We start from the raw sequence: 26267 nt of genomic DNA on the forward strand, positions 1-26267 counted from the left end.
ACATGCACAGCGATCTTTTTTTAGACTTAGTCAATCATGGCTTTTTAGAGACAGAAGCAAACCAACTTATTGAAAATGGTGAGTTGCTCGAACTGCCTACACGCCACATTCTTAATCACCAAGGAGAGTTGAGCTCACACCTTTACTTCATCATTGAGGGGTTATGCCACGCAAGCTATCTCACGGAGCACGGCAAAGAATTCAGTAAAGAATTTTATTGGGAGAAGGACTGGGTTATCGGGTTTGAGAGCATAATAAAGGACCAACCTTCGCCTTACTTATTGGAAACGCTGAGCGCTTGTCAGCTATTTTGCTTGCCAATTGAAACGTTGCATCACTGGCGAGCAGAAAAGCACGCCATTTACTTAAAGCTACTCGAAAACCAACTGGTTAATAAAGAGAATAAAGAACGCTTTATGTTGCTCTACTCTCCAGAGGAACGATATCAATTATTTTGCGCTCATTACCCAGATTTAAAGCAACGTATTACCGATAGTCAAATTGCGGCCTACCTGGGCATTACGCCAATCAGTTTGAGTCGAATCAAAGCACGCTTAACCAAAGATCACACTCTCAAATAAACTCAAAAAAGAAAAAAGCTCTTCAAACGAAGAGCTTTTTCTCTGCTATTTGAGCTATTTAAGAATTCGCGCCCGGAACTGGCGCCCTTTCATCTTGCCGTTACTAATGGTTTGTAGAGCCTTTTTAGCCACAGATTTTTCGACGGCAACATAAGCGCGCACAGGGAACAGGTGAATCTTTCCGACTTGAGAGCCTGGAATACCATTTTTTCCTGTCAAACAACCTAAAATATCACCCGGTCGTACTTTCTGTTTCTTACCGCCATCAATGTTAATCGTCACCATCTTCGCTTGGTATGGCTGCTGATTTGATTTGGCAGGCAATGTTGCTGGTACCACGTCCATCTCTAGGTATTCTTCAATACGAGCTACACGTAAACCGTCTTTCTCACCAAAAAAGCTGAACGCTAAACCTTTACTACCCGCACGACCTGTACGACCAATACGGTGCACATGAACCTCAGGATCGCGCGATAGCTCAAAGTTAAAGACAGCATCAAGATTATCAACGTCCAAACCACGCGCCGCAACGTCTGTTGCAACAAGGATAGACACACTCTTGTTAGCAAACTGCACAAATGCTTGGTCGCGTTCACGCTGCTCTAAGTCCCCATGGATATCGATAACGCTGAATCCTTTGTGATGCAACTCATCTGCGACACTTTGCACTTCTTTTTTGGTATTACAAAAAACAACCGCGGACTCTGGTTGGTGAGTCAGCAGCAAATTCGCCAATGCTTCATCACGCGCTTCCGAGCCTTCAACTTTATAGAAGTACTGCGCAATGCTTGAAGTATCATGCGTCGATTCCACCTTAATCACTTCCGGTGTCTGCATTATACGCTGCGCAATTTGCTCAATTTTTTCTGGAAAAGTAGCACTGAAAAGTAGAGTTTGACGCTGCTTTGGCGCTGCATCGATGATTGCATCTAATGCGTCTTGGAAACCCATGTCCAACATGCGATCAGCTTCATCTAGCACCAAGGTATTCAGTTCGCTAAGATCAATTCGGCCTTTTTCAAGGTGATCCAAAATACGACCAGGAGTACCAACTAGGATATGCGCACCATGCTCTAACGAACCAATTTGTGGCCCCATAGGCATCCCACCGCAGAGAGTAAGCACTTTAATATTATGAATGCCGCGACCTAAAGTACGAATTTCCTTCGCTACTTGGTCTGCAAGCTCACGTGTTGGACACAATACTAATGACTGGACACGAAAGCGTTTGACGTTGAGGTTCGATAAAACCCCTAAACCAAATGCAGCGGTTTTACCTGAGCCCGTTTTACCCTGCCCGATGACATCACGATGTTTTAGGATTGCAGGCAAGCTCAAAGCTTGAATTGGCGTCATGTGGGTATAGTTCAGGGAATCAAGTGTGGCGAGTAACGCTGGGTTCAGCCCAACTTGATCGAATGTTTGTTTGCTCACGGGGATATCCTCAGGTGAGATGGAAAGAGGGCACATTATCACCAGATTTGGTGGGAAAACCAGTGCTAATTAACCTTTGTTAATGAGTATGAGCTCAAAACAAAGTAAAGTCAGTCACTCGATTCTCATTACGGATAACAACATGCTCACTTGGATTACTTTGCCCTTTGCTCAGCTAACAACCACACAGCTGTATGAAATGATGAAATTGCGTGTAGATGTATTCGTTGTTGAACAAACCTGCCCTTATCCTGAACTGGATGGTAAGGACACACTCGAAGGCGTTTATCATCTAATAGGCTATCACGGTGATGAACTGGTTGCTTGCGCACGATTACTGCCCGCAGGCACCACGTATGACAATGTGAGTATTGGTCGAGTGGTGACAAAGCAAACCGCGCGAGGCGGTGGCTTAGGTCATAAGTTATTGGACAAGGCCTTGGCACAATGCGAAACATTATGGCCAGGACAGACAATAGATATAGGTGCTCAAGAACACCTCATCCAGTTTTATGCAAGTCATGGATTCAAGGTTATCTCAGAGTGCTACCTTGAAGATGGTATCCCTCATGTGGATATGCGGAAAGAATCCGTAGCGCAATAAGCTTCAATTCGATTGGTTACTATGAAAACTAATCGCTATGAAAGACTAACTAAAAAGACGCGATATCTTCGCGTCTTTTCATTTGAAGCGTTTACTTGTTACGTCCAAAAGTCCCATCCGATAAACGGAAAAACATAACGGACCGCCCGCTTTTTTCCAGCTGTAGCATATCTAACTCGCCTTCGTCACTAAGCTTAAAGCGAATCAACTGTCCCTGCTTTATTTGGCTTAGCGGCTTATCACTGCCTTCTATTTTGACCAGAGCGCTAAGATCCGCCATAGAGAGCTGATTACTTCTGAAAACCTGCGCTAATGTATCACCATTTTTAACCGTGTACTCTTTCCAGTCTTCAGATTTCGGTCCAGAGTTCTGAGAGGTTCTCTGCTGGCTTAAACTCTGCGCGTTCAGCTCAATCGCTACGCGTGGATGATCGACCTCAGTCTGCTCAACTGGTTGATCTGTTTTATTAGGCAAAGGAATAACAAGGAGTACCAGAATCAATGGCACTAAGACCATCAAAGCACGCTGGTGAAATTTAGGCAGACGCAACCAAAACTGCTTAACAGGCTGTATACGCTCCAACCATTGCTCTTTGTTGAACGGCTGCTTCCAGTCGATAGCAGCGAATTTTTGTTTAACCAATTCGACATAGTCGACTTGCTGCTTTTTCTTTCTGCGACGATTCATTGTAATGAGTCCCTTAACACTTCTACGGCCAGTATAAAAATACCGACGCGGAGAGTATATGTTTTTCACCAAACTAAAATGGAATTGGGATTAAATTAGCAGAAATTTCACTTGGAGTAAGAGATAAGTCACAACCTGGCCGCCTCAATTAAGCATTCAGTCGCAATCATTTAAACCTAAGCTCGAAACTGATATCCTGTTACCTTTATCACTCCTAATAAGAGCGACATTCATGTCTGAAATTAAATTTGAAACTGCAGAACAAAAAGCAAGCTACGGCATTGGTCTGCAAATGGGTCAGCAACTTGCAGGCTCTGGTCTTGAAGGTCTTAGCGTTGATGCTATCGCAGCAGGTATTGCAACAGCACTAACTGGTGACATGCCATCAATCGAAATTGATGAAATCAACAAAGCACTACAAGAACTTCACACTCGTGCAGAAACAGCTCGCCAAGAAGCAGCAAAAATTGCGGCAGCAGAAGGCGAAGCGTTCCTAAAAGACAACGCTCTACGACCTGAAGTTAACGTTCTAGACTCTGGTCTTCAGTACGAAATCATTTCTGAAGGTACTGGTGCAGTTCCTACAGCAGAAAGCTCAGTTCGCGTTCACTACCACGGTGAGCTAACTGACGGTACTGTATTCGATAGCTCTGTATCTCGCGGTCAACCTGCTGAATTCCCTGTTACAGGTGTAATCAAAGGTTGGGTAGAGGCACTACAACTAATGCCTGTTGGCTCTAAGTGGAAGCTATACGTACCACAAGATCTTGCGTACGGTGAGCGTGGCGCTGGTGCGGCTATCCCTCCATTTGCAGCTTTAGTTTTCGAAGTAGAACTATTAGATATTATCTAATTGAAACCATTTTCAATTATGATTAAATAAAACGGCGCACTAGCGCCGTTTTTTTGTCTAAACTGAATAGACTTTCTCACCTCTGAACCTTTCACTCTGATAGCCTTTAAAAATAAAATCACTTTTAAAAAACGCTCAACCTTTGGAGGTACTATGCGTAAAACACTCCTAACTCTAGCGCTCCTATCAATCAACATTGGTAGTGCGCACGCATTCTTAGATTCAGTCACTCAAAAAAGTAAAGAAAGTGGCCTGATGGACATGGTCGGCAGCAGCTTGAACACCGAGTCATCTCCATTAACAGACATGCTAACTAGCCAATTACCAGTATCCACTGAGCAAGCAGCCGGAGGCAGTGGTGCGCTACTCGCTTTGGCTCAAAGCCAGCTTTCGCAAGAAAATAGTAGTGAATTACAGTCTTTTATTCCTGGACTTTCAAACTTGCAAGGAGCACAAAGCTTACTAGGAAATATTGAGAATATCAGTGCAGTAAAAAGTGCATTCGATACGTTAGGTTTAGACCCATCTATGATCAGTCAGTTTGCTCCAGTAATCTTGGATTACTTGAACAAGCAAGGCGCTAGCGAAGGGCTTCTAAGTTCGTTGGGCGGGTTGTGGAATACTAGTAAATAAGCGCAAGTGATAATCACTTTTTAAATTGCCAGTCTGCATGGGTTGAAATAAATGCAGGCTGGATATAAAGGTTTACTGAATTACAGATACAAAAAAGCCGAGCTAATGCTCGGCTTTCTCGTTCTTACGAACTGATTACTCAGCAGCTTCTTCAGCAGCTGGGCGATCTACAAGCTCAATGTAAGCCATTGGAGCTTTATCACCAGCACGGAAGCCAGCTTTTAGGATACGAGTGTAACCGCCCTGACGAGCAGCAAAACGTGGACCTAGTTCGTTAAATAGTTTTGCAACTACTTCGTTGTCACGAGTACGTGCAAATGCTAGACGACGGTTAGCAACACTGTCAGTCTTAGCTAGTGTAATCAAAGGCTCAACTACGCGACGTAGCTCTTTTGCTTTTGGCAAAGTAGTCTTGATAACTTCATGACGTACTAGAGAGCTAGCCATGTTGCTGAACATCGCTTTGCGATGTGAGCTGTTGCGGTTGAGTTGACGACCACTCTTACGATGGCGCATGACCTAATCCTTCTAACTAGTATCGATTAATCTTCAGCGATTGATGCAGGTGGCCAGTTTTCTAGGCGCATGCCCAGAGACAGACCACGTGACGCAAGTACGTCTTTAATCTCAGTAAGAGATTTTTTACCAAGGTTAGGCGTTTTAAGTAGCTCAACCTCAGTACGTTGTACTAGATCACCGATGTAGTGAATCGCTTCTGCTTTCAAACAGTTAGCAGAGCGAACTGTTAGTTCAAGATCGTCTACAGGACGCAGTAGGATCGGATCGAATTCTGGCTTCTCTTCCTTCTCCTCAGGAACTCGTACATCACGAAGATCTACGAATGCATCCAATTGTTCAGCTAGGATTGTAGCTGCACGACGGATTGCTTCCTCAGGTTCTAGAGTACCGTTTGTTTCCATATCGATAACAAGCTTGTCTAGATCAGTACGCTGTTCTACACGAGCTGCTTCTACAGCGTAGGCAATTTTGTCTACTGGGCTGTAAGTAGCATCTACTAGTAGGCGACCGATAGGACGCTCGTCTTCTTCGTTATGGATACGCGCAGAAGCTGGAACATAACCACGACCACGTTCAACTTTGATACGCATTGCGATCTCTGCGTTGTCATCCGTTAGGTGACAAATTACGTGTTCAGGGTTAGCGATCTCTACATCACCATCATGGGTGATGTCACCTGCAACCACAGGGCCCGAGCCTGATTTGTTCAAAGTAATGAACACTTCATCTTTGCCTTCGGCAACGCGCACAGCCAAACCTTTAAGGTTTAGAAGAATTTCAAGAATATCTTCTTGAACGCCTTCTTTCGTGCTGTACTCATGAAGTACGCCTTCAATTTCTACTTCTGTTACAGCACAACCTGGCATAGAAGATAGAAGGATGCGGCGAAGTGCATTACCCAGAGTATGACCAAAGCCACGCTCTAATGGCTCAAGAGTTACTTTTGCGTGAGTCGAGCTGATTTGTTCGATGTCAACTAGACGTGGCTTAAGAAATTCTGTTACAGAACCCTGCATTGTGTCCTCTCTTTAGTTTAAACCTTACTTAGAGTAAAGCTCGACGATCAATTGTTCGTTGATGTCAGCTGATAGATCAGAACGCTCAGGCATACGCTTGAATGTACCTTCCATCTTGCCACCATCTACTTCAATCCAAGTTGGTTTTTCACGTTGTTCAGCAACTTCTAGAGCTGCTTTGATACGAGCTTGCTGTTTAGCTTTCTCGCGAATAGAAACAACGTCATTAGCCGCTACTTTGAAAGAAGGAACGTTTACAACTTTACCGTTTACTAGGATAGCTTTGTGGCTAACTAGCTGACGTGCTTCTGCGCGAGTTGCGCCAAAGCCCATGCGGTAAACTACGTTATCAAGACGACCTTCAAGAAGCTGAAGTAGGTTTTCACCAGTGTTGCCTTTTAGGCGAGCAGCTTCTTTGTAGTAGTTACGGAATTGTTTTTCTAGAACGCCGTACATACGACGTACTTTTTGCTTCTCACGAAGCTGAACGCCATACTCAGATAGACGACCGCGACGAGCGCCGTGTACACCTGGTGCGTTATCAATTTTACACTTGGTATCGATCGCGCGAACACCAGACTTAAGGAATAAGTCAGTGCCTTCACGACGGCTAAGCTTCAGCTTAGGACCCAAATATCTTGCCATGATTCTTCTCCAATTGTCCTAGAAACGTTATACGCGACGTTTCTTAGGTGGACGACAACCGTTATGAGGGATTGGTGTAGCATCAACGATGTTTGTGATGCGGAAACCAGCGGCGTTTAGTGCACGAACAGTAGATTCGCGACCTGGACCAGGACCCTTAACCATAACTTCCAAGTTCTTTAGGCCGTATTCTTTAGCCATTTCAGCACAACGCTCAGCAGCAACCTGTGCAGCGAACGGAGTAGACTTACGAGAACCACGGAAACCAGAACCACCTGCAGTAGCCCATGCAAGAGCGTTACCTTGACGGTCAGTAATGGTTACGATTGTGTTATTGAAAGAAGCATGGATGTGCGCAACGCCATCTGCAACTTGCTTGCGTACGCGCTTACGAGCGCGAGTTGGTTGTTTAGCCATTGTACTCTACCTTCCCGATTATTTCTTGATCGGCTTACGCGGACCCTTACGGGTGCGAGCGTTGGTTTTAGTACGCTGTCCACGTAGTGGTAGACTGCGACGATGACGAAGACCACGGTAACAGCCAAGGTCCATAAGACGCTTGATGTTCATTGATACTTCACGACGTAGATCACCTTCTACAGTGTACTTAGCTACACCATCACGCAGTTGATCGATCTGCTCTTCAGTTAGTTCACTGATCTTAACATTTTCAGCAATACCCACTTCAGCTAGGATAGCTTGAGAGCGAGTTTTACCGATGCCGTAGATCGCTGTTAGAGCGATTACTGCATGTTTCTGATCAGGAATGTTAATGCCTGCTATACGGGCCATTATTCACTCCTAAGTGTTTCTATAAAAGAATTAGCCGCAGCAAAGCCCGTTATGGATACGCTGCGGAATACTACTTCTTTTGCACGCAAAAGGTAGGCCGAGGAATATACTCGACCCAACCTTCATTTTCAAGTAAAAATTTCTGCTAATTAGCCTTGGCGCTGTTTGTGCTTTGGCTCACTGCAAATCACGCGAACGACACCGTTACGCTTGATTACTTTACAGTTACGGCAGATTTTTTTAACGGAAGCACGAACTTTCATTGCTAAACTCCGTAAATGAAACTGAGTCTACCGCCGGATTAACGGCCGTAGCCTTTCAGATTCGCTTTCTTCAACACAGAATCATACTGTTGAGACATCAGATGAGTCTGTACCTGTGCCATAAAGTCCATAATTACAACAACTACGATTAGTAGCGATGTACCGCCGAAGTAGAAACGTACGTTCCACGCGACCATCATGAACTCGGGAATCAGACAGATAAAGGTAATGTACAGTGCACCAGCAAGGGTTAAACGTGTCATTACTTTATCAATGTATTTCGCTGTCTGCTCACCTGGGCGGATACCGGGTACGAATGCACCAGACTTCTTCAAGTTATCTGCTGTTTCACGCGGGTTGAAAACCAACGCCGTGTAGAAGAAACAGAAGAAGATAATTGCTGCTGCATAAAGCATTACATACAACGGTTGACCAGGGCTAAGAGCCAAAGACACGTCAGTTAACCAACCGAACGCGCTGCTCTCACCGTTTTGACCAAACCACTGAGCCAATGTTCCTGGGAACAAGATAATACTTGATGCAAAAATCGCTGGAATTACACCTGCCATGTTAATTTTAAGAGGCAAGTGCGAGCTTTGCGCAGCAAATACTTTACGACCTTGTTGACGTTTCGCATAGTTAACGACGATTCGGCGTTGACCACGTTCCATGAAAACAACGAAGTAAATTACTGCAAAAGCTAATACCGCGATTAGCAACAGAAGAAGTACATGCAATTCACCTTGACGCGCTTGCTCGATTGTTTGACCGATTGCAGAAGGCAATCCAGCAACAATACCTGCAAAAATCAGTATCGAAATACCGTTACCAATTCCGCGCTCTGTAATTTGTTCACCTAACCACATCAAGAACATGGTACCGGTTACTAAACTTACGGTAGCAATTAGCGTAAACATGGTTTGGTTGATAACAACCAGATTGTCGACCATGTTTGGTAGGCCAGTTGCAATACCTATAGCTTGGAAGGTTGCAAGTACAAGCGTGCCGTAGCGTGTGTATTGGCTTATCTTACGACGGCCTGCTTCACCCTCTTTTTTGAGTTCAGCTAACGCTGGATGAACTACAGTTAGCAATTGGACAACAATAGATGCCGAAATATACGGCATGATGCCCAATGCTAATATAGATGCACGCTCAAGAGCACCACCGGAGAACATGTTAAACATTTCAACGATGGTACCTTTTTGCTGTTCGAACAAATCGGCAAGTACAGCAGCGTCAATACCAGGAATCGGCACAAAAGAGCCGGCTCGGAATACTAAAAGTGCACCAATTACGAATAACAAGCGCGACTTTAGTTCACTTAAGCCGCTCTGAGCACTACGAAAATCTTGTCCTGGTTTCTTAGCCATCTGTACCTCGTTCCTCGAGATTATTCCTCGATTTTACCGCCTGCAGCTTCGATTGCAGCTTTAGCGCCTTTAGTCACACGTAGACCTTTAACAGTCACTGCTTTGTTGATTTCACCAGAAAGAACAACTTTTACAAATTCGATGTTCTTAGTGATGATGTTAGCAGCTTTAAGACTGTTTAGATCAACTACGTCACCAGAAACTTTCGCTAGCTCAGCTAGACGAACTTCAGCAGACACTAGGCTCTTACGAGAAGTGAAACCGAATTTTGGTAGACGTTGTTTCAGAGGCATCTGACCGCCTTCGAAACCTGGACGAACACTGCCGCCAGAACGTGATTTTTGACCTTTGTGACCACGGCCACCAGTTTTACCTAGGCCTGAACCGATACCACGACCTACTCGCTTCGCAGAAGTTTTCGCGCCAGCAGCCGGTGCTAGAGTATTCAAACGCATTCTGATTACTCCTCAACTTTAACCATGTAGTAAACCTTGTTGATCATACCGCGAATACACGGAGTATCTTCAAGTTCTACTGTGTGGTTGATTTTACGAAGACCTAGACCGCGCAAAGTAGCTTTGTGCTTTGGCAGACGACCAATTGAGCTTTTAGTTTGAGTTACTTTAATAGTTGCCATGGTGTTCTTACTCCGAAATAGATTCAACAGTTAGACCACGTTTAGCAGCAACCATTTCTGGTGACTTCATGCTACCTAGTGCATCGATCGTTGCACGAACGATGTTGATAGGGTTCGTAGAACCGTACGCTTTAGATAGTACGTTGTGTACACCAGCAACTTCTAGTACTGCACGCATCGCACCACCTGCGATAACACCAGTACCTTCTGCAGCAGGCTGCATGTAAACTTTAGAGCCCGAATGGCGACCTTTCACTGGGTGGTGAAGAGTGCCTTCGTTTAGAGCGATCGTAGTCATGTTACGACGCGCTTTTTCCATTGCTTTTTGAATCGCTGCAGGTACTTCACGAGCTTTGCCGTAACCGAAACCTACACGACCGTTACCGTCACCAACTACTGTTAGTGCAGTGAAGCTCATGATTCGACCACCTTTAACCGTTTTAGAAACACGGTTAACTGCGATTAGCTTTTCTTGCAAATCATTCGCTTGAACTTGTTGTTCTTTAGCCATCTTCCAACCCTACCTTAGAATTTCAGACCAGCTTCGCGAGCAGATTCTGCTAGCGCCGCTACTCGACCGTGGTATTGGAAACCAGAACGATCAAATGCAACTGCAGTTACGCCCTTCTCTAGAGCGCGCTCAGCAATAGCTTTACCCACTGCTTTAGCTGCATCAACGTTACCAGTGTATTTCACTTGCTCACGGATCGCTTTTTCTACAGTAGAAGCTGCTGCGATAACCTCAGAGCCGTTAGCCGCGATAACCTGTGCGTACACGTGACGAGGAGTACGGTGTACAACTAGGCGAGTCGCACCCAGTTCTGCAATCTTACGACGTGCACGTGTAGCACGACGGATGCGAGATGCTTTCTTATCCATAGTGTTACCTTACTTCTTCTTAGCTTCTTTAGTACGCACATTTTCATCTGCGTAACGAACACCTTTGCCTTTGTATGGCTCAGGCTCACGGTAAGAACGAATGTCAGCCGCAACTTGACCAACTAGTTGCTTGTCAGCACCAGTGATCACGATTTCAGTTTGGCTTGGACATTCAGCTTTAATACCCGCTGGCAACTCGTGCTCAACTGGGTGTGAGAAGCCTAGTGTTAGACCTACAGCGTTGCCTTTGATAGCAGCACGGTAACCTACACCTTTAAGAGTTAGCTTCTTAGTAAAGCCTTCAGTAACACCAACAACCATGTTGTTAACTAGAGCGCGAGCAGTACCTGCTTGAGCCCATGCGTTAGCAACACCTTCTTTAGGACCGAAAGTCAGGTTATTTTCTTCCTGAGCGATTACAACTGCGTTGTTAAGAACACGAGTTAGTTCGCCTTTCGCACCTTTTACAGTGATTTCTTGGCCGTTTAGTTTCACCTCTACGCCAGCTGGAATAGCGACAGGTGCTTTTGCAACACGAGACATAGTCTACTCCTTATTAAGCTACGTAAGCGATGATTTCACCACCAAGACCTGCTTTACGTGCAGCGCGGTCTGACATAAGACCCTTGGAAGTAGAAACGATAGCAATACCAAGACCACCCATTACAGAAGGAAGTTCATCTTTCTTCTTGTAAACACGTAGACCTGGACGAGAAACACGTTTAAGTTGCTCGATTACTGGTTTAGCTTGGAAGTACTTAAGTGTAACTTCTAGCTCAGGTTTTGCTTCGCCTTCAACAGCGAAGTCAACGATGTAACCTTCAGCTTTTAGTAGTGCAGCAATTGCAACTTTAAGCTTTGAAGAAGGCATTTTTACAGCAACTTTGTTTGCTGCCTGACCGTTACGAACGCGGGTCAGCATATCCGAAATCGGATCTTGCATGCTCATATGATTTACTCCAAATGATTAAGTGGCAATTACCAGCTAGCCTTACGAAGACCCGGAATCTCGCCTTTCATGCAAGCTTCACGAACCTTAATACGGCTTAGACCGAACTTACGTAGGTAACCGTGTGGACGACCAGTTTGGTTGCAACGGTTGCGCTGACGTGATGCACTTGAATCACGTGGAAGAGATTGCAGTGTAAGAACCGCGTTCCAACGATCTTCTTCAGATGCGTTTACATCGCTGATGATAGCTTTTAGCGCTGCACGCTTTTCAGCGAACTTAGCTACTAGCTTCGCACGTTTTGCTTCACGTGCTTTCATTGAATTTTTAGCCATAACAGTAACCCTTCACCTTACTTACGGAATGGGAAGTTAAAGGCAGCCAGCAGAGCACGGCCTTCCTCATCAGTACCAGCAGACGTCGTAATAGTGATGTCTAGACCGCGTACTCGATCAACTTTATCAAAGTCGATTTCCGGGAAGATGATTTGCTCGCGAACGCCCATGCTGTAGTTACCGCGACCGTCAAAAGACTTAGCGCTAACACCACGGAAGTCACGTACACGTGGAAGAGCGATGTTAATTAAACGCTCAAGAAAATCCCACATACGTTCGCCACGCAAGGTTACTTTACAACCGATAGGGTAGCCTTCACGGATTTTGAAACCTGCAACAGATTTGCGCGCTTTTGTGATAAGTGGCTTTTGACCAGAGATCGTTGCCATATCAGACGCTGCATTTTCTAGCAGTTTCTTATCGTTGATTGCTTCACCAACACCCATGTTTAGGGTGATTTTCTCGATTCTAGGGACTTGCATGACGCTTGTGTAACCGAACTGTTTGGTCAGTTCAGCGACTACAGACGACTTGTAGTAATCATGCAGTTTCGCCATAGTAGAACTCCAAATTACTTCTATTAGTTAGAAACGGTTTCGCCGTTAGACTTGAAGAAACGAACTTTTTTGCCGTCTTCAAAACGGAAACCGATACGGTCAGCTTTACCAGTAGCTGCGTTAAAGATAGCCACGTTAGAAACGTCGATAGCTGCTTCTTGCTCTACGATACCGCCTTGGATACCCATAGCTGGAACAGGTTTCTGATGTTTCTTAACTAGGTTGATACCTTCAACGATAACTTTACCAGTTGCTAGAACCTTAGTTACTTTACCTTTCTTGCCTTTGTCTTTACCAGCAAGAACGATTACTTCGTCATTACGACGGATTTTAGCTGCCATTTCTACGTGCTCCTTACAGAACTTCTGGAGCCAGTGAAACGATCTTCATGAACTTATCGCCACGAAGTTCGCGTGTCACAGGACCAAAGATACGTGTACCGATTGGTTGCTCAGTATTGTCGTTTAGCAATACGCAAGCATTTCGGTCGAAGCGAATGACAGAACCGTCAGGACGACGTACGCCTTTACGGGTGCGCACTACCACCGCCTTCAGAACATCACCTTTTTTAACTTTACCGCGAGGGATTGCTTCCTTCACAGTAACTTTGATGACGTCACCGATATGTGCATAACGGCGGTGAGAGCCACCCAGAACCTTAATACACATTACGCTGCGTGCGCCTGAGTTATCAGCTGCGTCCAGCATACTTTGCATTTGGATCATGTTAGTGCTCCGCTAAATATTAATAACTAGACCCATCACGGGTCGGGCTGCCTCTTTAAAAGGGACGCGAATTGTACCACCCTTTTTTGTGATTGGGTAGTCAAAAAATAAACGGCTCCAAAAATATTTTGGAGCCGCTTTAGTTTCATAGAATTAACGAGATTAAATCTTCGCCTTTTCTAGAACTTTTACCAAAGTCCAAGACTTAGTCTTAGACAGTGGACGACACTCTGCGATTTCAACTGTGTCGCCTAGGCCACACTCGTTGTTCTCGTCATGTGCGTGTACTTTAGTCGTACGTTTTACGTATTTACCGTAGATTGGGTGTTTTACGAAACGTTCGATAGCAACAGTGATAGACTTGTCCATCTTGTCGCTAACAACACGACCTTGTTGAGTACGTTTTACTTCGCTCATTATGCGCCTGCCTTCTCAGTCAAAACAGTTTTCACACGTGCGATATCACGGCGTACAGCTTTCAGAGTATGAGTTTGCTGTAGTTGACCAGTCGCAGCTTGCATGCGCAAGTTGAACTGTTCGCGTAGCAAATTCATTAGCTCAGCGTTAAGCTCTTCAACGCTTTTCTCGCGTAGATCTTGTGCTTTCATCACATCACCTGCTTAGTTACAAATGTAGTTTTGAAAGGCAGTTTACGTGCCGCAAGACGGAACGCTTCACGTGCCAATTCTTCAGGTACACCACCCATTTCGTACATAACCTTACCAGGTTGGATTTGGGCTACCCAGTACTCAACGTTACCTTTACCCTTACCTTGACGAACTTCAAGTGGTTTTTCTGTGATTGGTTTGTCTGGGAACACACGGATCCAGATTTTACCTTGACGCTTAACGTGACGTGTCATTGCACGACGTGCCGCTTCGATTTGACGAGCAGTTAGACGACCACGGCCAACAGCTTTAAGACCGAATTCGCCGAAGCTTACATCAGTACCTTTAGCTAGACCACGGTTACGACCAGTCTGAACCTTACGGAACTTAGTACGTTTAGGTTGTAGCATCTGTCGACTCCTTACTTACGGCCTTTACGCTGCTTCTTAGGCTTGTCGCCTTTAGGCTCTACAGCGTTAGCTGCTGGCATACCACCTAGGATTTCACCTTTGAAGATCCAAGTTTTAATGCCGATCACACCGTATTGAGTGTGAGCCGAAGAAGTTGCGTAATCAATGTCAGCACGTAGAGTGTGTAGAGGCACACGGCCTTCACGGTACCACTCTGAACGTGCGATTTCAGCGCCGCCTAGACGACCGCTTACTTCCACTTTGATACCTTTAGCGCCTAGGCGCATTGCGTTTTGTACTGCGCGCTTCATAGCACGACGGAACATAACACGACGCTCTAGCTGAGACGCGATGCTGTCACCAACAAGTTGCGCATCTAGTTCAGGCTTACGTACTTCAGCGATGTTAATTTGCGCTGGTACACCTGCAATTTTAGCTACAGCTGCGCGTAGCTTCTCAACGTCTTCACCTTTCTTACCGATAACAACGCCTGGACGAGCAGTGTGAATAGTCACACGGATGCTCTTAGCAGGACGCTCGATAACGATACGTGATAGAGACGCTTTTTTCAGTTCACTTGTAAGGAACTGACGTACCTTGAAGTCGCCGTCTAGGTTGTCAGCGAAATCTTTGGTGTTAGCAAACCATGTAGCATTCCAAGGCTTAACGATGCCTAGACGAATACCATTTGGATGTACTTTTTGACCCATTGCTTACTCTCCTAGTCTCTAGCGATCTGCTACAACAACAGTGATGTGGCTTGAACGCTTCAAGATACGATCCGCACGACCTTTAGCACGAGGCATAATACGCTTCATGGTTGGGCCTTCATCTACAAAGATTTTTGCGACATTCAGATCGTCAATATCTGCACCTTCGTTGTGCTCCGCGTTAGCGATAGCAGACTCTAGAACTTTCTTAACTAGTGCAGCAGCTTTTTTGTTGCTGAACGTTAGGATTTCTAGAGCTTGGTCAACAGATTTACCACGGATTAGATCCGCAACTAAGCGAGCTTTCTGAGGCGAAATGCGAGCAAAGTTATGTTTAGCAATTGCTTCCATTATCTACTCCTTAGCGCTTCTTAGCTTTCTTATCCGCAGCGTGACCGCGGTAAGTACGTGTTGGTGCGAATTCACCCAGTTTGTGACCGATCATTTCATCAGTTACAAATACTGGTACGTGCTGACGACCATTATGGACAGCGATGGTCAAACCGATCATCGTAGGGATGATCATTGAACGACGGGACCAAGTCTTAATAGGCTTTTTGTCTCCGCTTTCCACCGCTTTCTCTACCTTCTTCAGCAAGTGTAGGTCAATAAAAGGACCTTTCTTGAGAGAACGTGGCATGGCGATTCCTCTTTATATAGATTACTTGTTACGACGACGTACGATGTACTTGTCAGTGCGTTTGTTCTTACGAGTCTTGAAGCCTTTAGTAGGCATACCCCAAGGAGATACTGGGTGACGACCACCAGAAGTACGACCTTCACCACCACCATGTGGGTGGTCAATCGGGTTCATTACAACACCACGAACCGTTGGACGGATACCGCGATGACGTGATGCACCTGCTTTACCAAGTTCACGTAGCATGTGCTCAGAGTTACCAACTTCACCGATTGTTGCACGGCCTTCAGAAAGAACTTTGCGCATCTCGCCAGAACGTAGACGGATAGTTACGTACGCACCGTCGCGAGCAACGATTTGAGCGTAAGCACCAGCCGAACGAGCTAGCTGACCACCTTTACCAGGCTTAAGTTCAACGTTATGTACTGTTGAACCTACTGGGATATTACGCATTGGTAGAGTGTTACCAGCTTTGATTGGTGCATCAACACCAGACTGAATAACATCACCAGCTACAACACCTTTAGGTGCTAGGATGTAGCGACGCTCACCGTCTTTGTAAAGAACTAGAGCAATGTTTGCGCTACGGTTTGGATCGTATTCAAGACGCTCAACTGTCGCTGGAATACCATCTTTAGTACGTTTGAAGTCAACTACACGGTAGTGGTGCTTGTGACCACCGCCGATGTGACGTACTGTGATACGACCCTTGTTGTTACGACCACCGTTCTTAGAGTTTTTCTCTAGAAGAGGTGCGTATGGCTTGCCCTTGTGTAGGTCAGCGTTAACAACTTTAACAACGTGACGACGACCAGGGGAAGTCGGCTTACATTTAACAATAGCCATTTTTAACTACTCCTGTTATTCCGCGCCGCCAACGAAGTCAAGATCTTGACCTTCTTTCAAAGTAACGTACGCTTTCTTAACGTCGCTGCGGCGACCTTGGCGTAGACCTTGACGTTTGGTCTTACCCTTAGTGATAAGAGTATTTACAGACTTAACTTCAACTTCAAATAGCTTTTCTACAGCTGCTTTGATCTCTTTTTTAGTCGCATCTTTAGCTACTTTGAAAACGATAGTGTTCGCTTTCTCAGCTGCCATAGTTGCTTTTTCAGAGATGTGCGGTGCACGTAGAACTTTTAGGATACGCTCTTCAGTGATCATGCTAGCATTTCCTCTACTTGCTTAACTGCTTCTGCAGTCATTACAACTTTGTCAAACGCGATTAGAGATACTGGATCGATACCAGCAACATCACGTGCGTCAACTTTGTATAGGTTACGAGCAGCTAGGAATAGATTCTCATCTACTTCGCTAGTCACGATTAGAGCGTCAGTTAGCTCAAGCTCTTTAAGCTTAGCAACTAGCTCTTTAGTCTTTGGTGCTTCAACTGAGAAGTTATCAACAACGATTAGACGCTCTTGACGAACAAGCTCAGAAAGAATGCTCTTCATAGCACCACGGTACATTTTTTTGTTTACTTTTTGGCTGTGATCTTGTGGTTTCGCAGCAAAAGTAACACCACCTGTACGCCAGATTGGGCTACGGATTGTACCAGCACGCGCACGGCCAGTACCTTTTTGACGCCATGGCTTAGCGCCACCGCCAGAAACTTCTGAACGTGTTTTTTGAGCACGAGTACCTTGACGAGCACCTGCTGCGTACGCAACAACTACTTGGTGTACAAGAGCTTCGTTAAACTCACGTCCGAAAGTAGTTTCGGAAACAGTTAGTGCATCGGCACCTTTAACCATTAGTTCCATTACTTACTCCTGAGACGTTATGCTTTAACAGCTGGTTTAACGATCACGTTGCCGCCAGTTGCGCCTGGGACTGCACCTTTAATAAGAAGCAGGTTGCGCTCAGCGTCAACACGTACGATCTCTAGGTTTTGAGTCGTTACACGCTCAGCACCCATGTGACCTGCCATTTTCTTGCCTTTAAATACGCGACCTGGAGTCTGACATTGACCGATAGAACCAGGAGCACGGTGAGACAATGAGTTACCGTGAGTCATATCTTGAGTACGGAAGTTCCAACGCTTAACAGCGCCTTGGAAACCTTTACCCTTAGATGTACCAGTAACGTCTACTTTCTTAGTTTCGTTGAATAGTTCAACAGTTAGTTCTGAACCAACTTCGAACTCTTCGCCGTTTTCTAAACGGAATTCCCAAAGACCGCGACCAGCTTCAACGCCAGCTTTAGCAAAGTGACCTGCTTCAGCTTTGTTTACACGGTTAGCTTTCTTAGAACCAGCTGTAACCTGGATTGCTGCGTAGCCGTCAGTTTCAAGAGTTTTCACTTGAGAAACACGGTTAGCTTCAACCTCAACAACTGTTACTGGGATAGAAACGCCTTCTTCAGTAAATACGCGGGTCATGCCCACTTTACGACCGATTAGACCAATCATACTTCTAATCTCCCTTAACCTAGGCTAATTTGAACGTCAACGCCCGCAGCAAGGTCTAGACGCATTAGAGCATCAACAGTCTTGTCTGTTGGCTCAACGATGTCGATTAGACGCTTGTGAGTACGGATTTCGTACTGGTCACGTGCTTTCTTGTTAACGTGTGGAGAGATAAGAACTGTGAAACGCTCTTTACGAGTTGGCAGTGGGATTGGACCACGAACCTGTGCGCCAGTGCGCTTAGCTGTTTCAACGATTTCCGCTGTAGAAGCATCGATTAGTTTGTAATCGAAAGCTTTTAGGCGGATACGGATACGTTGGTTCTGCATGAGACAGAGCTCCAAATTTAATAAATTACACAAACAATATCGCCACTCAAACTCGTCGAGACGAGAGAATGCCGATTGATTTATGTGAAACCGTAGCATCCAAGATTAGGACGCATTGTCAGTTAATTTTCGATTAACTATCCCTATATGCCAAAGTCACCTTTGAGGATAGTTTTTCCGAAGAAAAGATAGCTAATTGTATTAACCGCGAACATAAGCTGAGTATACATTACCTCACAAATCCTTAGATTTGCTCGCTCCTCACTGCTCATTGGTTCACAACTGGCTTAACCAGTGCGCTGCATTATACAGATCACACTTTAGGTTGCAAGCGCTGAGTGAAAAATAATCGGGAATATTCCAAACCCCATACATTCCTCTTCGCTTGGTAGCCATTAAAACAAAAAGGACGCCGAAGCGTCCTTTTCTAAACTGTAATCGTAATAGCGGCTGCTATTATTTCTTACCGCTTGATAGTGCACCGAAACGCTTGTTGAAGCGATCAACACGGCCGCCTGTATCAACGATACGTTGCTTACCAGTGTAGAATGGGTGACACTTGTCACATACGTCTAGGTGGATAGACTCTTTACCTAGAGTAGAGTTGAACTCAAAAGAGTTGCCGCAAGAACAAGTCGCTTTTACTGCTTTGTATTCTGGGTGGATACCAGCTTTCATGGGATAACCTCAATAGTAGGCCGTGTCGCTATACGAATCTAAGCCGCACACCACACGCAATTAATAATAAAATGGGATACCGCATCAACTAATTGCCGAAGCCATATCTCAAGGCGCGATATAGTAAAGAATCACATTGCTCGGATCAACACATTTGGCAACTTTTTCGCCACTTTTTTAGCCAGACTAATCATAGAGGCACGATTCACGCTGAATCGCATTGCTTTACTCGAATTTCCATATCGATTTTAATAGACTCTCATTTCCTTTCCCTCTTTTTTAATAGCTAAGAATTTATGCGTCCAACCATTGCTAGAGTGGCATTACCCGTTCCGCTCGACAAACAATTTGATTACGCCATTCCGGGGCACCTGTTTCCGATCATTGGTGGACGCGTTTCCGTACCTTTTGGACGCCAAACGTTAGTTGGCATCGTCACCGCGATGGTTAATCACTCGGACTTTCCCAAAGATCAACTCAAGCCAATCAAAGCAGTTCTTGATTCTCAGCCGATATGGTCTGAAAAGCTTTATTCGTTGCTGACTTGGTGCAGCCAGTTCTACCAATACCCACTTGGAGATACGCTACACAATGCGATGCCAGCAGCTCTACGTAAAGGAAAGCCTGCAGATTTTGCGACGCTACAAGAGTGGCAAATTACCGAATCCGGTAAAGACAAGCTGATGCAAGGGCTTGATCGTCGAGCGGTCAAACAACAGAAGGTCTTGCAAATGTTGGTTAACGGCGCTTTGCCTCACCAGGAATTTGTCGACCAAGAGATAGCCTCAACAGTACTAAAGTCTTTAGAAGAGAAAGGCTGGATTGAACGTATCGAGAAGAAGCCTGTAATCACCCAGTGGGGACAGCACGTTGAATGCGACGTCGAAAAGCCAAAGCTCAACCACGAACAAGCGCTGGCTATTGCGAGTGTAAATAGCCAAACAGGTTTTGCCTCCTATTTATTAGAAGGCGTCACGGGCTCAGGTAAGACAGAAGTGTACCTCAACCTTATCAAGCCAGTTTTAGAGCAAGGGAAACAAGCCTTGGTTTTAGTACCAGAGATTGGCTTAACGCCCCAAACCATCAACCGCTTTAAACGCCGTTTTAATGTGCCAGTTGACGTCATCCACTCCGGGTTAAACGAGACGGAGCGTCTGAATGCGTGGCTTTCTGCACGCGACAAAGCGGCCGGAATCATTATCGGCACACGCTCTGCCCTACTCGCACCTTTTGCTGATCTCGGGATTATCATTGTGGACGAGGAACATGACACCTCTTACAAACAGCAAGATAGCTTGCGTTATCATGCACGCGATGTTGCTGTAATGCGCGCTCATAAAGAACAAGTTCCGATTGTTCTGGGCTCAGCCACACCTGCACTGGAGACATTGCACAATGCCTTGTCAGGCAAATATCACCATTTAACACTAACCCAACGAGCTGGCTCTGCCGTGCCAACCACTAATAAAGTGTTAGATGTAAAAGGTCAGTATTTAGAAAGTGGCTTATCTGCCCAACTGATTGCCGAGATGCGCAAGCATTTAAAAGCTGGCAATCAAGTAATGTTGTTTCTTAACCGCCGAGGCTTTTCGCCCGCTTTGATGTGCCATGAATGCGGTTGGATTGCAGAATGTAAACGCTGTGATGCGTACTACACGTTCCACCATTACAGCAACGAAATACGCTGCCATCACTGCGGCTCACAACAACCGGTAATTCATCAGTGTCAGGGGTGTGGTTCAACTCAATTGGTTACCGTCGGCGTAGGAACGGAACAACTCGAACAACAATTGGCTCAGTTATTTCCAGAATACAACGCCATTCGCATCGACAGAGACAGCACACGTCGCAAAGGTAGTTTGGAAGATGCCCTTGAATCGATTCGTAAAGGTGAACATCAAATTCTGATTGGCACCCAAATGCTGGCTAAGGGGCACCATTTTCCAAATGTAACGCTCGTTGCTCTTTTGGATGTTGATGGCTCTCTCTATAGTAGTGACTTCCGCGCTTCCGAGCGACTAGCGCAGTTGTTTATTCAAGTCGCAGGTCGTGCCGGCCGCGCAAGTAAACCTGGCGAGGTTATCCTACAAACCCACCATCCTGAGCACAGCTTGCTGCAGGCCCTGCTTCAAAAAGACTATCGCCACTTTGCTGTGACTGCTCTGGAAGAACGCAAATTGGCTCAGCTTCCGCCTTATAGTTTCTTGACTCTGTTTAAAGCAGAGGCGAACCAAAGTGAGGTAGTTGAAGACTTCCTGCGTCAGGTTCGCTTTACGTTAGAGTCACACCCTCTGTTCGATGATTCCTGCATGGTGTTAGGCCCTACTCCTTCACCTTTGGCCAAGCGGGCTGGTAAATACCGTTGGCAACTATTACTGCAAACTCAGCATCGTTCATTGATGCAAAAGTTATTAACCAGTGCCAAACCTGCTATTGAGTTGTTGCCAAATGCTAAGAAAGTGCGCTGGAATTTAGACATAGAACCACAAGATCTCAGCTAGCAAACGTTTAACTATGTAATGAATTACCATTTAATGTGACCAGAATCACACCAAGATTACAATTTTTGTTAAACAGACCGTAACTTTCACTTTAGAAATGAATAGACTATCCAAATTAGAAAAGTCTAAAGTGACTTGTTTGCACAGGCTTAGATTAAAACAATGACTATTCCCACAAATTGATATCGCGGTGAAGAATCCATTTTCCCACTCGTCAACACGAACTGAGCGAAGAGCAAACACAGCTCTAACTCGGTTTGATTACTCTGATTTCAAACCGGAATAACGTCATCTTGGCAAAAAATAAATGAGAGGTTAAAAACTATGGCGACAATGAAGGATGTTGCCCAGCTTGCGGGAGTGTCTACGGCTACGGTATCTCGAGCCTTAATGAATCCAGAGAAAGTCTCTTCTTCTACAAGAAAGAGAGTAGAAGATGCCGTACTTGAAGCGGGTTATTCTCCAAACTCATTAGCGCGTAACTTACGTAGAAACGAATCAAAAACCATTGTTACTATCGTTCCCGACATCTGTGATCCTTATTTTTCTGAAATTATTCGCGGTATTGAAGATGCAGCCATGGAACATGGCTATCTAGTCCTGCTGGGCGATAGCGGACAACAGAAGAAACGCGAAAGCTCTTTCGTTAACCTCGTATTTACTAAGCAGGCAGATGGAATGCTACTGCTTGGTACAGATCTACCATTCGATGTCAGTAAGCCAGAGCAAAAGAACTTACCTCCGATGGTAATGGCGTGTGAATTTGCGCCAGAGCTCGAGCTTCCGACAGTACATATTGATAACCTGACCTCAGCATTTGAAGCGGTGAATTACCTGACTCAATTAGGTCATAAACGCATTGCTCAAATCTCTGGACCAGATACAGCAATATTGTGTCAGTTCCGCCAGCAAGGCTACCAACAAGCCCTGCGCCGTGCCGGCATCAATAAAGATCCACAATATAGTGTCATTACTGAGTTCTCTTTTGATGGCGGAGCAAAAGCCGTTCGTAAACTGCTCGAATTGCCAGAACCACCAACGGCTATTTTCTGTCACTGTGACACAATGGCCATCGGCGCAATTCAAGAAGCGAAAAAGCTTGGCTTACGAGTACCGCAAGATCTCTCTGTTGTGGGCTTTGATGACATTAACTTCGCTCAGTACTGCGATCCACCGTTGACCACCATCTCTCAACCTCGCTATGAGATTGGTCGACAAGCGATGCTAATGATGCTCGAGATGTTAAAAGGCCACGACGTGCATTCAGGCTCGCGTCTGCTTGAAACTAATCTCGTCATTCGTGGAAGTGCAGCGCCACCACAGCGCCCTTAACCTAAAGATTAGGTATTCATCCCCAAAGCGGTGCTAAGGCGCCGCTTTTTATTTACCCCTCCTGCTTTTTGTATATCCCCAAATAAATATAAGCGAGAACAGAAACACACTCCTACACTCGGGCGTTGTCGCGCTTTAGCTATCAAGATTCTATCAATAGGGTGTTTTCTCAACTCGTTCTGGATTAACATATTTGCAAGAATCCTTGATGACCAGAAATAACCGTGGCAAATAGAGATTATGTAAGACGGGGGCGAGGCGCCCCAAAAAAGTCGACAAAAAAACAGCCGCCGAGAAGAAAAAAACCTTGGCGCAGTGGCCTGCTCGCTATCTTGCTCGTGGGCGGTTTTGGCTATGGTCTTTACCTTTTGAGTAGCGACCCAGAACCTAAACAACCAGTCGTGAAGCAGCCAACAACCACTGTCAGCAAACCAAAGCCGAAAAAAGACTTGCCGCCACCACCAGAAGAAAAATGGGAATATGTTGAGTCACTACCGAAACGTGAAGTTGAAGTTGTGGCTAAAGAAATTGAAGTTTCTAAAATTCCTTACATCATGCAGTGTGGCGCGTACAAAACCCAGGCACAAGCCGAAGAGCGTAAGCTTGCAATCGCGTTCCAAGGGATGTCGAGCAAGATTCGTAAGAAAGAAGGCAGTTCATGGTATCGCGTAGTGCTAGGTCCGTATAAGTTCAAACGTGATGCAGAACGTGACCGTCATAAACTGCAACGCGCGAAAATCGAGCCGTGTGCGATTTGGAAAGAAAATCTTTAAACTCAGGCCCTAGGAGCTAAGATCCTAGGGCCTTTCTTTTTGCCCCCTTGAATCCCCATTTCTCCTCCCCCATATACTGAATTAAATCCAAAGAGAAATAATCAAGAGGTCGACTGTGACTACCATTGTATCTGTACGTCGAAATAATAAAGTCGTCATCGCGGGTGATGGCCAAGTATCTCTAGGCAATACCGTAATGAAAGGTAATGCGCGCAAAGTTCGCCGCCTATACAACAACCAAGTACTAGCGGGCTTTGCCGGCGGTACTGCGGATGCCTTCACCCTTTTTGAGCGCTTCGAAAGCAAACTGCAAATGCACCAAGGTCACCTAACCAAAGCGGCAGTTGAGCTAGCCAAAGACTGGCGTAGCGATCGTGCTTTGCGCAAGCTCGAAGCCTTACTTGCCGTTGCCGACGAAACCGCATCGTTAATCATTACCGGTAATGGTGATGTCGTACAGCCAGAACACGACCTGATTGCGATTGGCTCTGGTGGTGCTTACGCACAAGCTGCCGCAACCGCCCTACTAGAAAACACAGATCTAGATGCTCGTGAGATCGCGGAAAAAGCTCTCAATATCGCGGGTGATATTTGTGTCTTCACTAACCATCACCACACGGTAGAAGAGCTAGACTCAACAGTAGAGCCTGAAAAACCAACCGCGTAATCGTAACGAAGTAAGGAAAGAATATGTCTGAAATGACGCCTCGCGAAATCGTTCATGAATTGAACCGCCACATTATCGGTCAAGAAAAAGCCAAGCGTTCGGTTGCGATTGCACTTCGTAACCGCTGGCGCCGCATGCAGCTTGGAGAAAGCTTGCGTGCCGAAGTGACGCCAAAAAACATCTTGATGATTGGCCCTACTGGTGTTGGTAAGACTGAAATCGCACGACGCCTCGCAAAACTGGCAAATGCCCCTTTCATCAAAGTTGAAGCGACAAAATTCACCGAAGTGGGTTACGTTGGTAAAGAAGTTGAAACCATCATCCGTGACCTAACCGATGTCGCTGTGAAAATGACGCATCAACAAGCAATGGAGAAAGTGAAATTCCGCGCAGAAGAGCAAGCGGAAGAACGCATTCTTGATGCGCTACTGCCACCAGCACGTGATAGTTGGGGTCAAGCAGAGCAAACGGAAGAGTCTTCTCACACTCGCCAGATCTTCCGTAAGAAACTGCGTGAAGGCCAACTAGACGATAAAGAAATTGAAATCGACGTAGCCGCACCGCAGATGGGCGTAGAGATCATGGCGCCTCCTGGTATGGAAGAGATGACTAACCAGCTGCAAGGCATGTTCCAAAACCTGGCAGGCGACACTAAGAAAAAACGTAAGCTGAAAATCAAAGACGCAATGAAAGCGTTAGCGGAAGAAGAAGCGGCGAAACTGGTAAACCAAGAAGAGCTAAAAGAAGCAGCGATTTTCAACGTTGAAAACAACGGCATCGTATTTATCGATGAGATCGACAAGATCTGTAAACGCGGCGAGAGCTCAGGCCCAGACGTTTCACGCGAAGGTGTTCAGCGCGACCTACTTCCATTGATTGAAGGCAGCACGGTATCAACCAAGCACGGCATGGTAAAAACAGACCACATTCTGTTTGTTGCATCTGGTGCATTCCAAGTGGCAAAACCATCTGACTTGATCCCAGAATTGCAAGGTCGCCTACCAATTCGTGTTGAGCTAGAAGCACTAAGCAGCAACGACTTCAAACGCATTCTGACAGAACCAAAAGCCTCTCTAACAGAGCAGTACGTTGCGTTGATGAAAACGGAAGATGTGGACATCGAATTCACAGAAGACGGCATCACGCAAATCGCGGAAGCGGCATGGACGGTCAACGAAAGCACAGAAAACATCGGTGCTCGTCGCTTACACACCGTTATGGAACGCTTAATGGATGAAATCTCTTACGACGCAGCGGAGCAATCTGGCGCTAAATTCGTTATTGATTCCGCTTACGTGAAAGCGCGCCTAGGCGACACAATTGAAGATGAAGATCTAAGCCGCTTTATTCTTTAATCGCAATCTATTTTACCAAAGCCCAGAACCTTGTTTCTGGGCTTTTTGTATAGAATGACGGCCACTGTGACAACACCTAAATCAAAAGTTCTCGTCATTCTAGCGAGCTCAAGTGAGACTAATAATCTGCTAACAGCAGACGCCTATTCTTTCTCTCTCACCGTAACACTTCACAATCGGATGATAGATTCTGAATCACACTCGTTCCTCGCTGTTCAGAATGACGGTGACTTAGACAACATCTAGATCAAAAGCTCTCGTCATTCTAGCGAGCTCAAGCGAGACTAAGAATCTAGTAACAGCAGACGCCTATTCTTTCTCTCTCACCGTAACACTTCACAATCGGATGATAGATTCTGAATCACACTCGTTC

At 45.6% G+C, this 26267-nt stretch carries 40 protein-coding genes; 9 read left to right on the plus strand and 31 right to left on the minus strand.

What is annotated here, in order from left to right; translation table 11 throughout:
- Positions 1-2: 2 nt before the first annotated feature.
- On the plus strand, positions 3-581 hold the full coding sequence (locus tag R7P80_RS12615; RefSeq protein WP_132936726.1) for a Crp/Fnr family transcriptional regulator: 579 nt from the start codon (positions 3-5) through the stop codon (positions 579-581).
- 54 nt (positions 582-635) lie between these two features.
- On the opposite strand, the gene dbpA is transcribed toward R7P80_RS12615, so the two are convergent.
- Positions 636-2015 carry an ATP-dependent RNA helicase DbpA gene (dbpA, locus tag R7P80_RS12620; protein WP_213909573.1) on the minus strand — a complete coding sequence of 460 codons (1380 nt, stop codon included), beginning with the start codon at positions 2013-2015 and terminating at the stop codon, positions 636-638.
- A gap of 142 nt (positions 2016-2157) precedes the next feature.
- Here dbpA and R7P80_RS12625 point away from each other — a divergent pair, with 142 nt between their 5' ends.
- Positions 2158-2619, plus strand: a complete 462-nt coding sequence (locus tag R7P80_RS12625) for a GNAT family N-acetyltransferase (RefSeq protein ID WP_104976039.1) — start codon at positions 2158-2160, stop codon at positions 2617-2619.
- A 91-nt stretch (positions 2620-2710) separates the two neighbouring features.
- Here R7P80_RS12625 and R7P80_RS12630 read toward each other — a convergent pair whose 3' ends face one another.
- A complete protein-coding gene (locus tag R7P80_RS12630; protein ID WP_213889136.1) occupies positions 2711-3307 on the minus strand; it encodes a LysM-like peptidoglycan-binding domain-containing protein in 597 nt (198 codons plus the stop codon).
- A gap of 232 nt (positions 3308-3539) precedes the next feature.
- On the opposite strand from R7P80_RS12630, the gene R7P80_RS12635 reads away from it, so the two are divergent.
- Both R7P80_RS12635 and R7P80_RS12640 read left to right on the plus strand, forming a co-directional pair.
- On the plus strand, positions 3540-4160 hold the full coding sequence (locus tag R7P80_RS12635) for an FKBP-type peptidyl-prolyl cis-trans isomerase (RefSeq protein ID WP_005383137.1): 621 nt from the start codon (positions 3540-3542) through the stop codon (positions 4158-4160).
- A 153-nt stretch (positions 4161-4313) separates the two neighbouring features.
- Positions 4314-4793 (plus strand): DUF2780 domain-containing protein, encoded by a 480-nt coding sequence (locus R7P80_RS12640; protein ID WP_225467948.1) that lies wholly within the window; start codon positions 4314-4316, stop codon positions 4791-4793.
- Between the two features lie 135 nt (positions 4794-4928).
- Here R7P80_RS12640 and rplQ read toward each other — a convergent pair whose 3' ends face one another.
- The 29 genes from rplQ to rpmE form a co-directional block, all read right to left on the minus strand.
- A complete protein-coding gene (gene rplQ / locus R7P80_RS12645) occupies positions 4929-5309 on the minus strand; it encodes a 50S ribosomal protein L17 (protein ID WP_005383141.1) in 381 nt (126 codons plus the stop codon).
- A gap of 26 nt (positions 5310-5335) precedes the next feature.
- On the minus strand, positions 5336-6328 hold the full coding sequence (locus tag R7P80_RS12650) for a DNA-directed RNA polymerase subunit alpha (RefSeq protein ID WP_005383143.1): 993 nt from the start codon (positions 6326-6328) through the stop codon (positions 5336-5338).
- 24 nt (positions 6329-6352) lie between these two features.
- Positions 6353-6973 carry a 30S ribosomal protein S4 gene (gene rpsD, locus R7P80_RS12655; protein ID WP_005383146.1) on the minus strand — a complete coding sequence of 207 codons (621 nt, stop codon included), beginning with the start codon at positions 6971-6973 and terminating at the stop codon, positions 6353-6355.
- Between the two features lie 27 nt (positions 6974-7000).
- Positions 7001-7390 (minus strand): 30S ribosomal protein S11, encoded by a 390-nt coding sequence (rpsK, locus tag R7P80_RS12660; protein ID WP_001118870.1) that lies wholly within the window; start codon positions 7388-7390, stop codon positions 7001-7003.
- Between the two features lie 18 nt (positions 7391-7408).
- Positions 7409-7765 (minus strand): 30S ribosomal protein S13, encoded by a 357-nt coding sequence (gene rpsM / locus R7P80_RS12665; RefSeq protein WP_005383154.1) that lies wholly within the window; start codon positions 7763-7765, stop codon positions 7409-7411.
- Between the two features lie 149 nt (positions 7766-7914).
- The gene (gene rpmJ / locus R7P80_RS12670) at positions 7915-8028 is read right to left on the minus strand and encodes a 50S ribosomal protein L36 (RefSeq protein ID WP_000868186.1); all 114 of its coding nucleotides are present in this window, start codon (positions 8026-8028) and stop codon (positions 7915-7917) included.
- Between the two features lie 38 nt (positions 8029-8066).
- The gene (gene secY, locus R7P80_RS12675) at positions 8067-9401 is read right to left on the minus strand and encodes a preprotein translocase subunit SecY (RefSeq protein ID WP_005379562.1); all 1335 of its coding nucleotides are present in this window, start codon (positions 9399-9401) and stop codon (positions 8067-8069) included.
- A 20-nt stretch (positions 9402-9421) separates the two neighbouring features.
- A complete protein-coding gene (rplO, locus tag R7P80_RS12680) occupies positions 9422-9856 on the minus strand; it encodes a 50S ribosomal protein L15 (protein WP_005383155.1) in 435 nt (144 codons plus the stop codon).
- Positions 9857-9861: 5 nt separating this feature from the next.
- Positions 9862-10038: a 50S ribosomal protein L30 gene (gene rpmD, locus R7P80_RS12685; RefSeq protein WP_005379565.1), complete on the minus strand. Its 177-nt coding sequence runs from the start codon at positions 10036-10038 to the stop codon at positions 9862-9864.
- Positions 10039-10045: 7 nt separating this feature from the next.
- Positions 10046-10549 (minus strand): 30S ribosomal protein S5, encoded by a 504-nt coding sequence (gene rpsE, locus R7P80_RS12690; protein ID WP_004745894.1) that lies wholly within the window; start codon positions 10547-10549, stop codon positions 10046-10048.
- A gap of 14 nt (positions 10550-10563) precedes the next feature.
- Positions 10564-10917: a 50S ribosomal protein L18 gene (rplR, locus tag R7P80_RS12695; protein WP_005379568.1), complete on the minus strand. Its 354-nt coding sequence runs from the start codon at positions 10915-10917 to the stop codon at positions 10564-10566.
- A gap of 9 nt (positions 10918-10926) precedes the next feature.
- Positions 10927-11460 carry a 50S ribosomal protein L6 gene (gene rplF, locus R7P80_RS12700; protein WP_005379570.1) on the minus strand — a complete coding sequence of 178 codons (534 nt, stop codon included), beginning with the start codon at positions 11458-11460 and terminating at the stop codon, positions 10927-10929.
- A 13-nt stretch (positions 11461-11473) separates the two neighbouring features.
- Positions 11474-11866, minus strand: a complete 393-nt coding sequence (rpsH, locus tag R7P80_RS12705; protein ID WP_005379572.1) for a 30S ribosomal protein S8 — start codon at positions 11864-11866, stop codon at positions 11474-11476.
- A gap of 29 nt (positions 11867-11895) precedes the next feature.
- Positions 11896-12201, minus strand: coding sequence for a 30S ribosomal protein S14 (gene rpsN, locus R7P80_RS12710; RefSeq protein ID WP_004410442.1), 306 nt, complete (start codon positions 12199-12201; stop codon positions 11896-11898).
- A 17-nt stretch (positions 12202-12218) separates the two neighbouring features.
- The gene (rplE, locus tag R7P80_RS12715; RefSeq protein ID WP_005379573.1) at positions 12219-12758 is read right to left on the minus strand and encodes a 50S ribosomal protein L5; all 540 of its coding nucleotides are present in this window, start codon (positions 12756-12758) and stop codon (positions 12219-12221) included.
- Between the two features lie 23 nt (positions 12759-12781).
- Positions 12782-13099 (minus strand): 50S ribosomal protein L24, encoded by a 318-nt coding sequence (gene rplX / locus R7P80_RS12720; protein ID WP_005379574.1) that lies wholly within the window; start codon positions 13097-13099, stop codon positions 12782-12784.
- 13 nt (positions 13100-13112) lie between these two features.
- The gene (gene rplN, locus R7P80_RS12725; RefSeq protein WP_004410450.1) at positions 13113-13484 is read right to left on the minus strand and encodes a 50S ribosomal protein L14; all 372 of its coding nucleotides are present in this window, start codon (positions 13482-13484) and stop codon (positions 13113-13115) included.
- A 162-nt stretch (positions 13485-13646) separates the two neighbouring features.
- A complete protein-coding gene (gene rpsQ, locus R7P80_RS12730; protein ID WP_005379575.1) occupies positions 13647-13901 on the minus strand; it encodes a 30S ribosomal protein S17 in 255 nt (84 codons plus the stop codon).
- On the minus strand, positions 13901-14092 hold the full coding sequence (rpmC, locus tag R7P80_RS12735) for a 50S ribosomal protein L29 (RefSeq protein ID WP_005379576.1): 192 nt from the start codon (positions 14090-14092) through the stop codon (positions 13901-13903). The genes rpsQ and rpmC overlap by 1 nt, the downstream gene beginning before the upstream one ends.
- The gene (gene rplP, locus R7P80_RS12740) at positions 14092-14502 is read right to left on the minus strand and encodes a 50S ribosomal protein L16 (protein ID WP_005379577.1); all 411 of its coding nucleotides are present in this window, start codon (positions 14500-14502) and stop codon (positions 14092-14094) included. The genes rpmC and rplP overlap by 1 nt, the downstream gene beginning before the upstream one ends.
- Positions 14503-14513: 11 nt before the next feature.
- On the minus strand, positions 14514-15212 hold the full coding sequence (gene rpsC, locus R7P80_RS12745) for a 30S ribosomal protein S3 (protein WP_005383161.1): 699 nt from the start codon (positions 15210-15212) through the stop codon (positions 14514-14516).
- Between the two features lie 18 nt (positions 15213-15230).
- A complete protein-coding gene (rplV, locus tag R7P80_RS12750; protein ID WP_005383164.1) occupies positions 15231-15563 on the minus strand; it encodes a 50S ribosomal protein L22 in 333 nt (110 codons plus the stop codon).
- A 10-nt stretch (positions 15564-15573) separates the two neighbouring features.
- The gene (gene rpsS, locus R7P80_RS12755; protein WP_004394525.1) at positions 15574-15852 is read right to left on the minus strand and encodes a 30S ribosomal protein S19; all 279 of its coding nucleotides are present in this window, start codon (positions 15850-15852) and stop codon (positions 15574-15576) included.
- A gap of 21 nt (positions 15853-15873) precedes the next feature.
- Positions 15874-16698 carry a 50S ribosomal protein L2 gene (gene rplB, locus R7P80_RS12760; RefSeq protein ID WP_005383168.1) on the minus strand — a complete coding sequence of 275 codons (825 nt, stop codon included), beginning with the start codon at positions 16696-16698 and terminating at the stop codon, positions 15874-15876.
- Between the two features lie 15 nt (positions 16699-16713).
- Positions 16714-17016 (minus strand): 50S ribosomal protein L23, encoded by a 303-nt coding sequence (gene rplW, locus R7P80_RS12765; protein ID WP_004398471.1) that lies wholly within the window; start codon positions 17014-17016, stop codon positions 16714-16716.
- Positions 17013-17615, minus strand: coding sequence for a 50S ribosomal protein L4 (rplD, locus tag R7P80_RS12770; RefSeq protein WP_005379556.1), 603 nt, complete (start codon positions 17613-17615; stop codon positions 17013-17015). The genes rplW and rplD overlap by 4 nt, the downstream gene beginning before the upstream one ends.
- 17 nt (positions 17616-17632) lie before the next feature.
- A complete protein-coding gene (gene rplC / locus R7P80_RS12775; protein ID WP_005379555.1) occupies positions 17633-18262 on the minus strand; it encodes a 50S ribosomal protein L3 in 630 nt (209 codons plus the stop codon).
- 14 nt (positions 18263-18276) lie between these two features.
- Positions 18277-18588, minus strand: a complete 312-nt coding sequence (rpsJ, locus tag R7P80_RS12780) for a 30S ribosomal protein S10 (protein ID WP_004410492.1) — start codon at positions 18586-18588, stop codon at positions 18277-18279.
- Positions 18589-19044: 456 nt separating this feature from the next.
- Positions 19045-19266, minus strand: a complete 222-nt coding sequence (gene rpmE, locus R7P80_RS12785) for a 50S ribosomal protein L31 (RefSeq protein ID WP_005379546.1) — start codon at positions 19264-19266, stop codon at positions 19045-19047.
- Between the two features lie 296 nt (positions 19267-19562).
- Here rpmE and priA point away from each other — a divergent pair, with 296 nt between their 5' ends.
- From priA to hslU, 5 genes are all read left to right on the plus strand, one after another.
- On the plus strand, positions 19563-21767 hold the full coding sequence (gene priA, locus R7P80_RS12790) for a primosomal protein N' (protein WP_213869765.1): 2205 nt from the start codon (positions 19563-19565) through the stop codon (positions 21765-21767).
- A gap of 303 nt (positions 21768-22070) precedes the next feature.
- Positions 22071-23099 carry a DNA-binding transcriptional regulator CytR gene (cytR, locus tag R7P80_RS12795; protein ID WP_254901949.1) on the plus strand — a complete coding sequence of 343 codons (1029 nt, stop codon included), beginning with the start codon at positions 22071-22073 and terminating at the stop codon, positions 23097-23099.
- A 224-nt stretch (positions 23100-23323) separates the two neighbouring features.
- Entirely contained in the window at positions 23324-23872 is a 549-nt protein-coding gene (gene ftsN, locus R7P80_RS12800; protein ID WP_017820300.1) for a cell division protein FtsN, read from the plus strand.
- Positions 23873-23987: 115 nt separating this feature from the next.
- Entirely contained in the window at positions 23988-24539 is a 552-nt protein-coding gene (hslV, locus tag R7P80_RS12805; protein WP_005383176.1) for an ATP-dependent protease subunit HslV, read from the plus strand.
- 23 nt (positions 24540-24562) lie between these two features.
- Positions 24563-25894 carry an HslU--HslV peptidase ATPase subunit gene (gene hslU, locus R7P80_RS12810; protein WP_225491716.1) on the plus strand — a complete coding sequence of 444 codons (1332 nt, stop codon included), beginning with the start codon at positions 24563-24565 and terminating at the stop codon, positions 25892-25894.
- The last annotated feature ends 373 nt before the right edge of the window (positions 25895-26267 follow it).

Source organism: Vibrio sp. 2092, assembly GCF_033339635.1.
GTDB classification, from domain to species: Bacteria; Pseudomonadota; Gammaproteobacteria; order Enterobacterales; family Vibrionaceae; genus Vibrio; species Vibrio alginolyticus.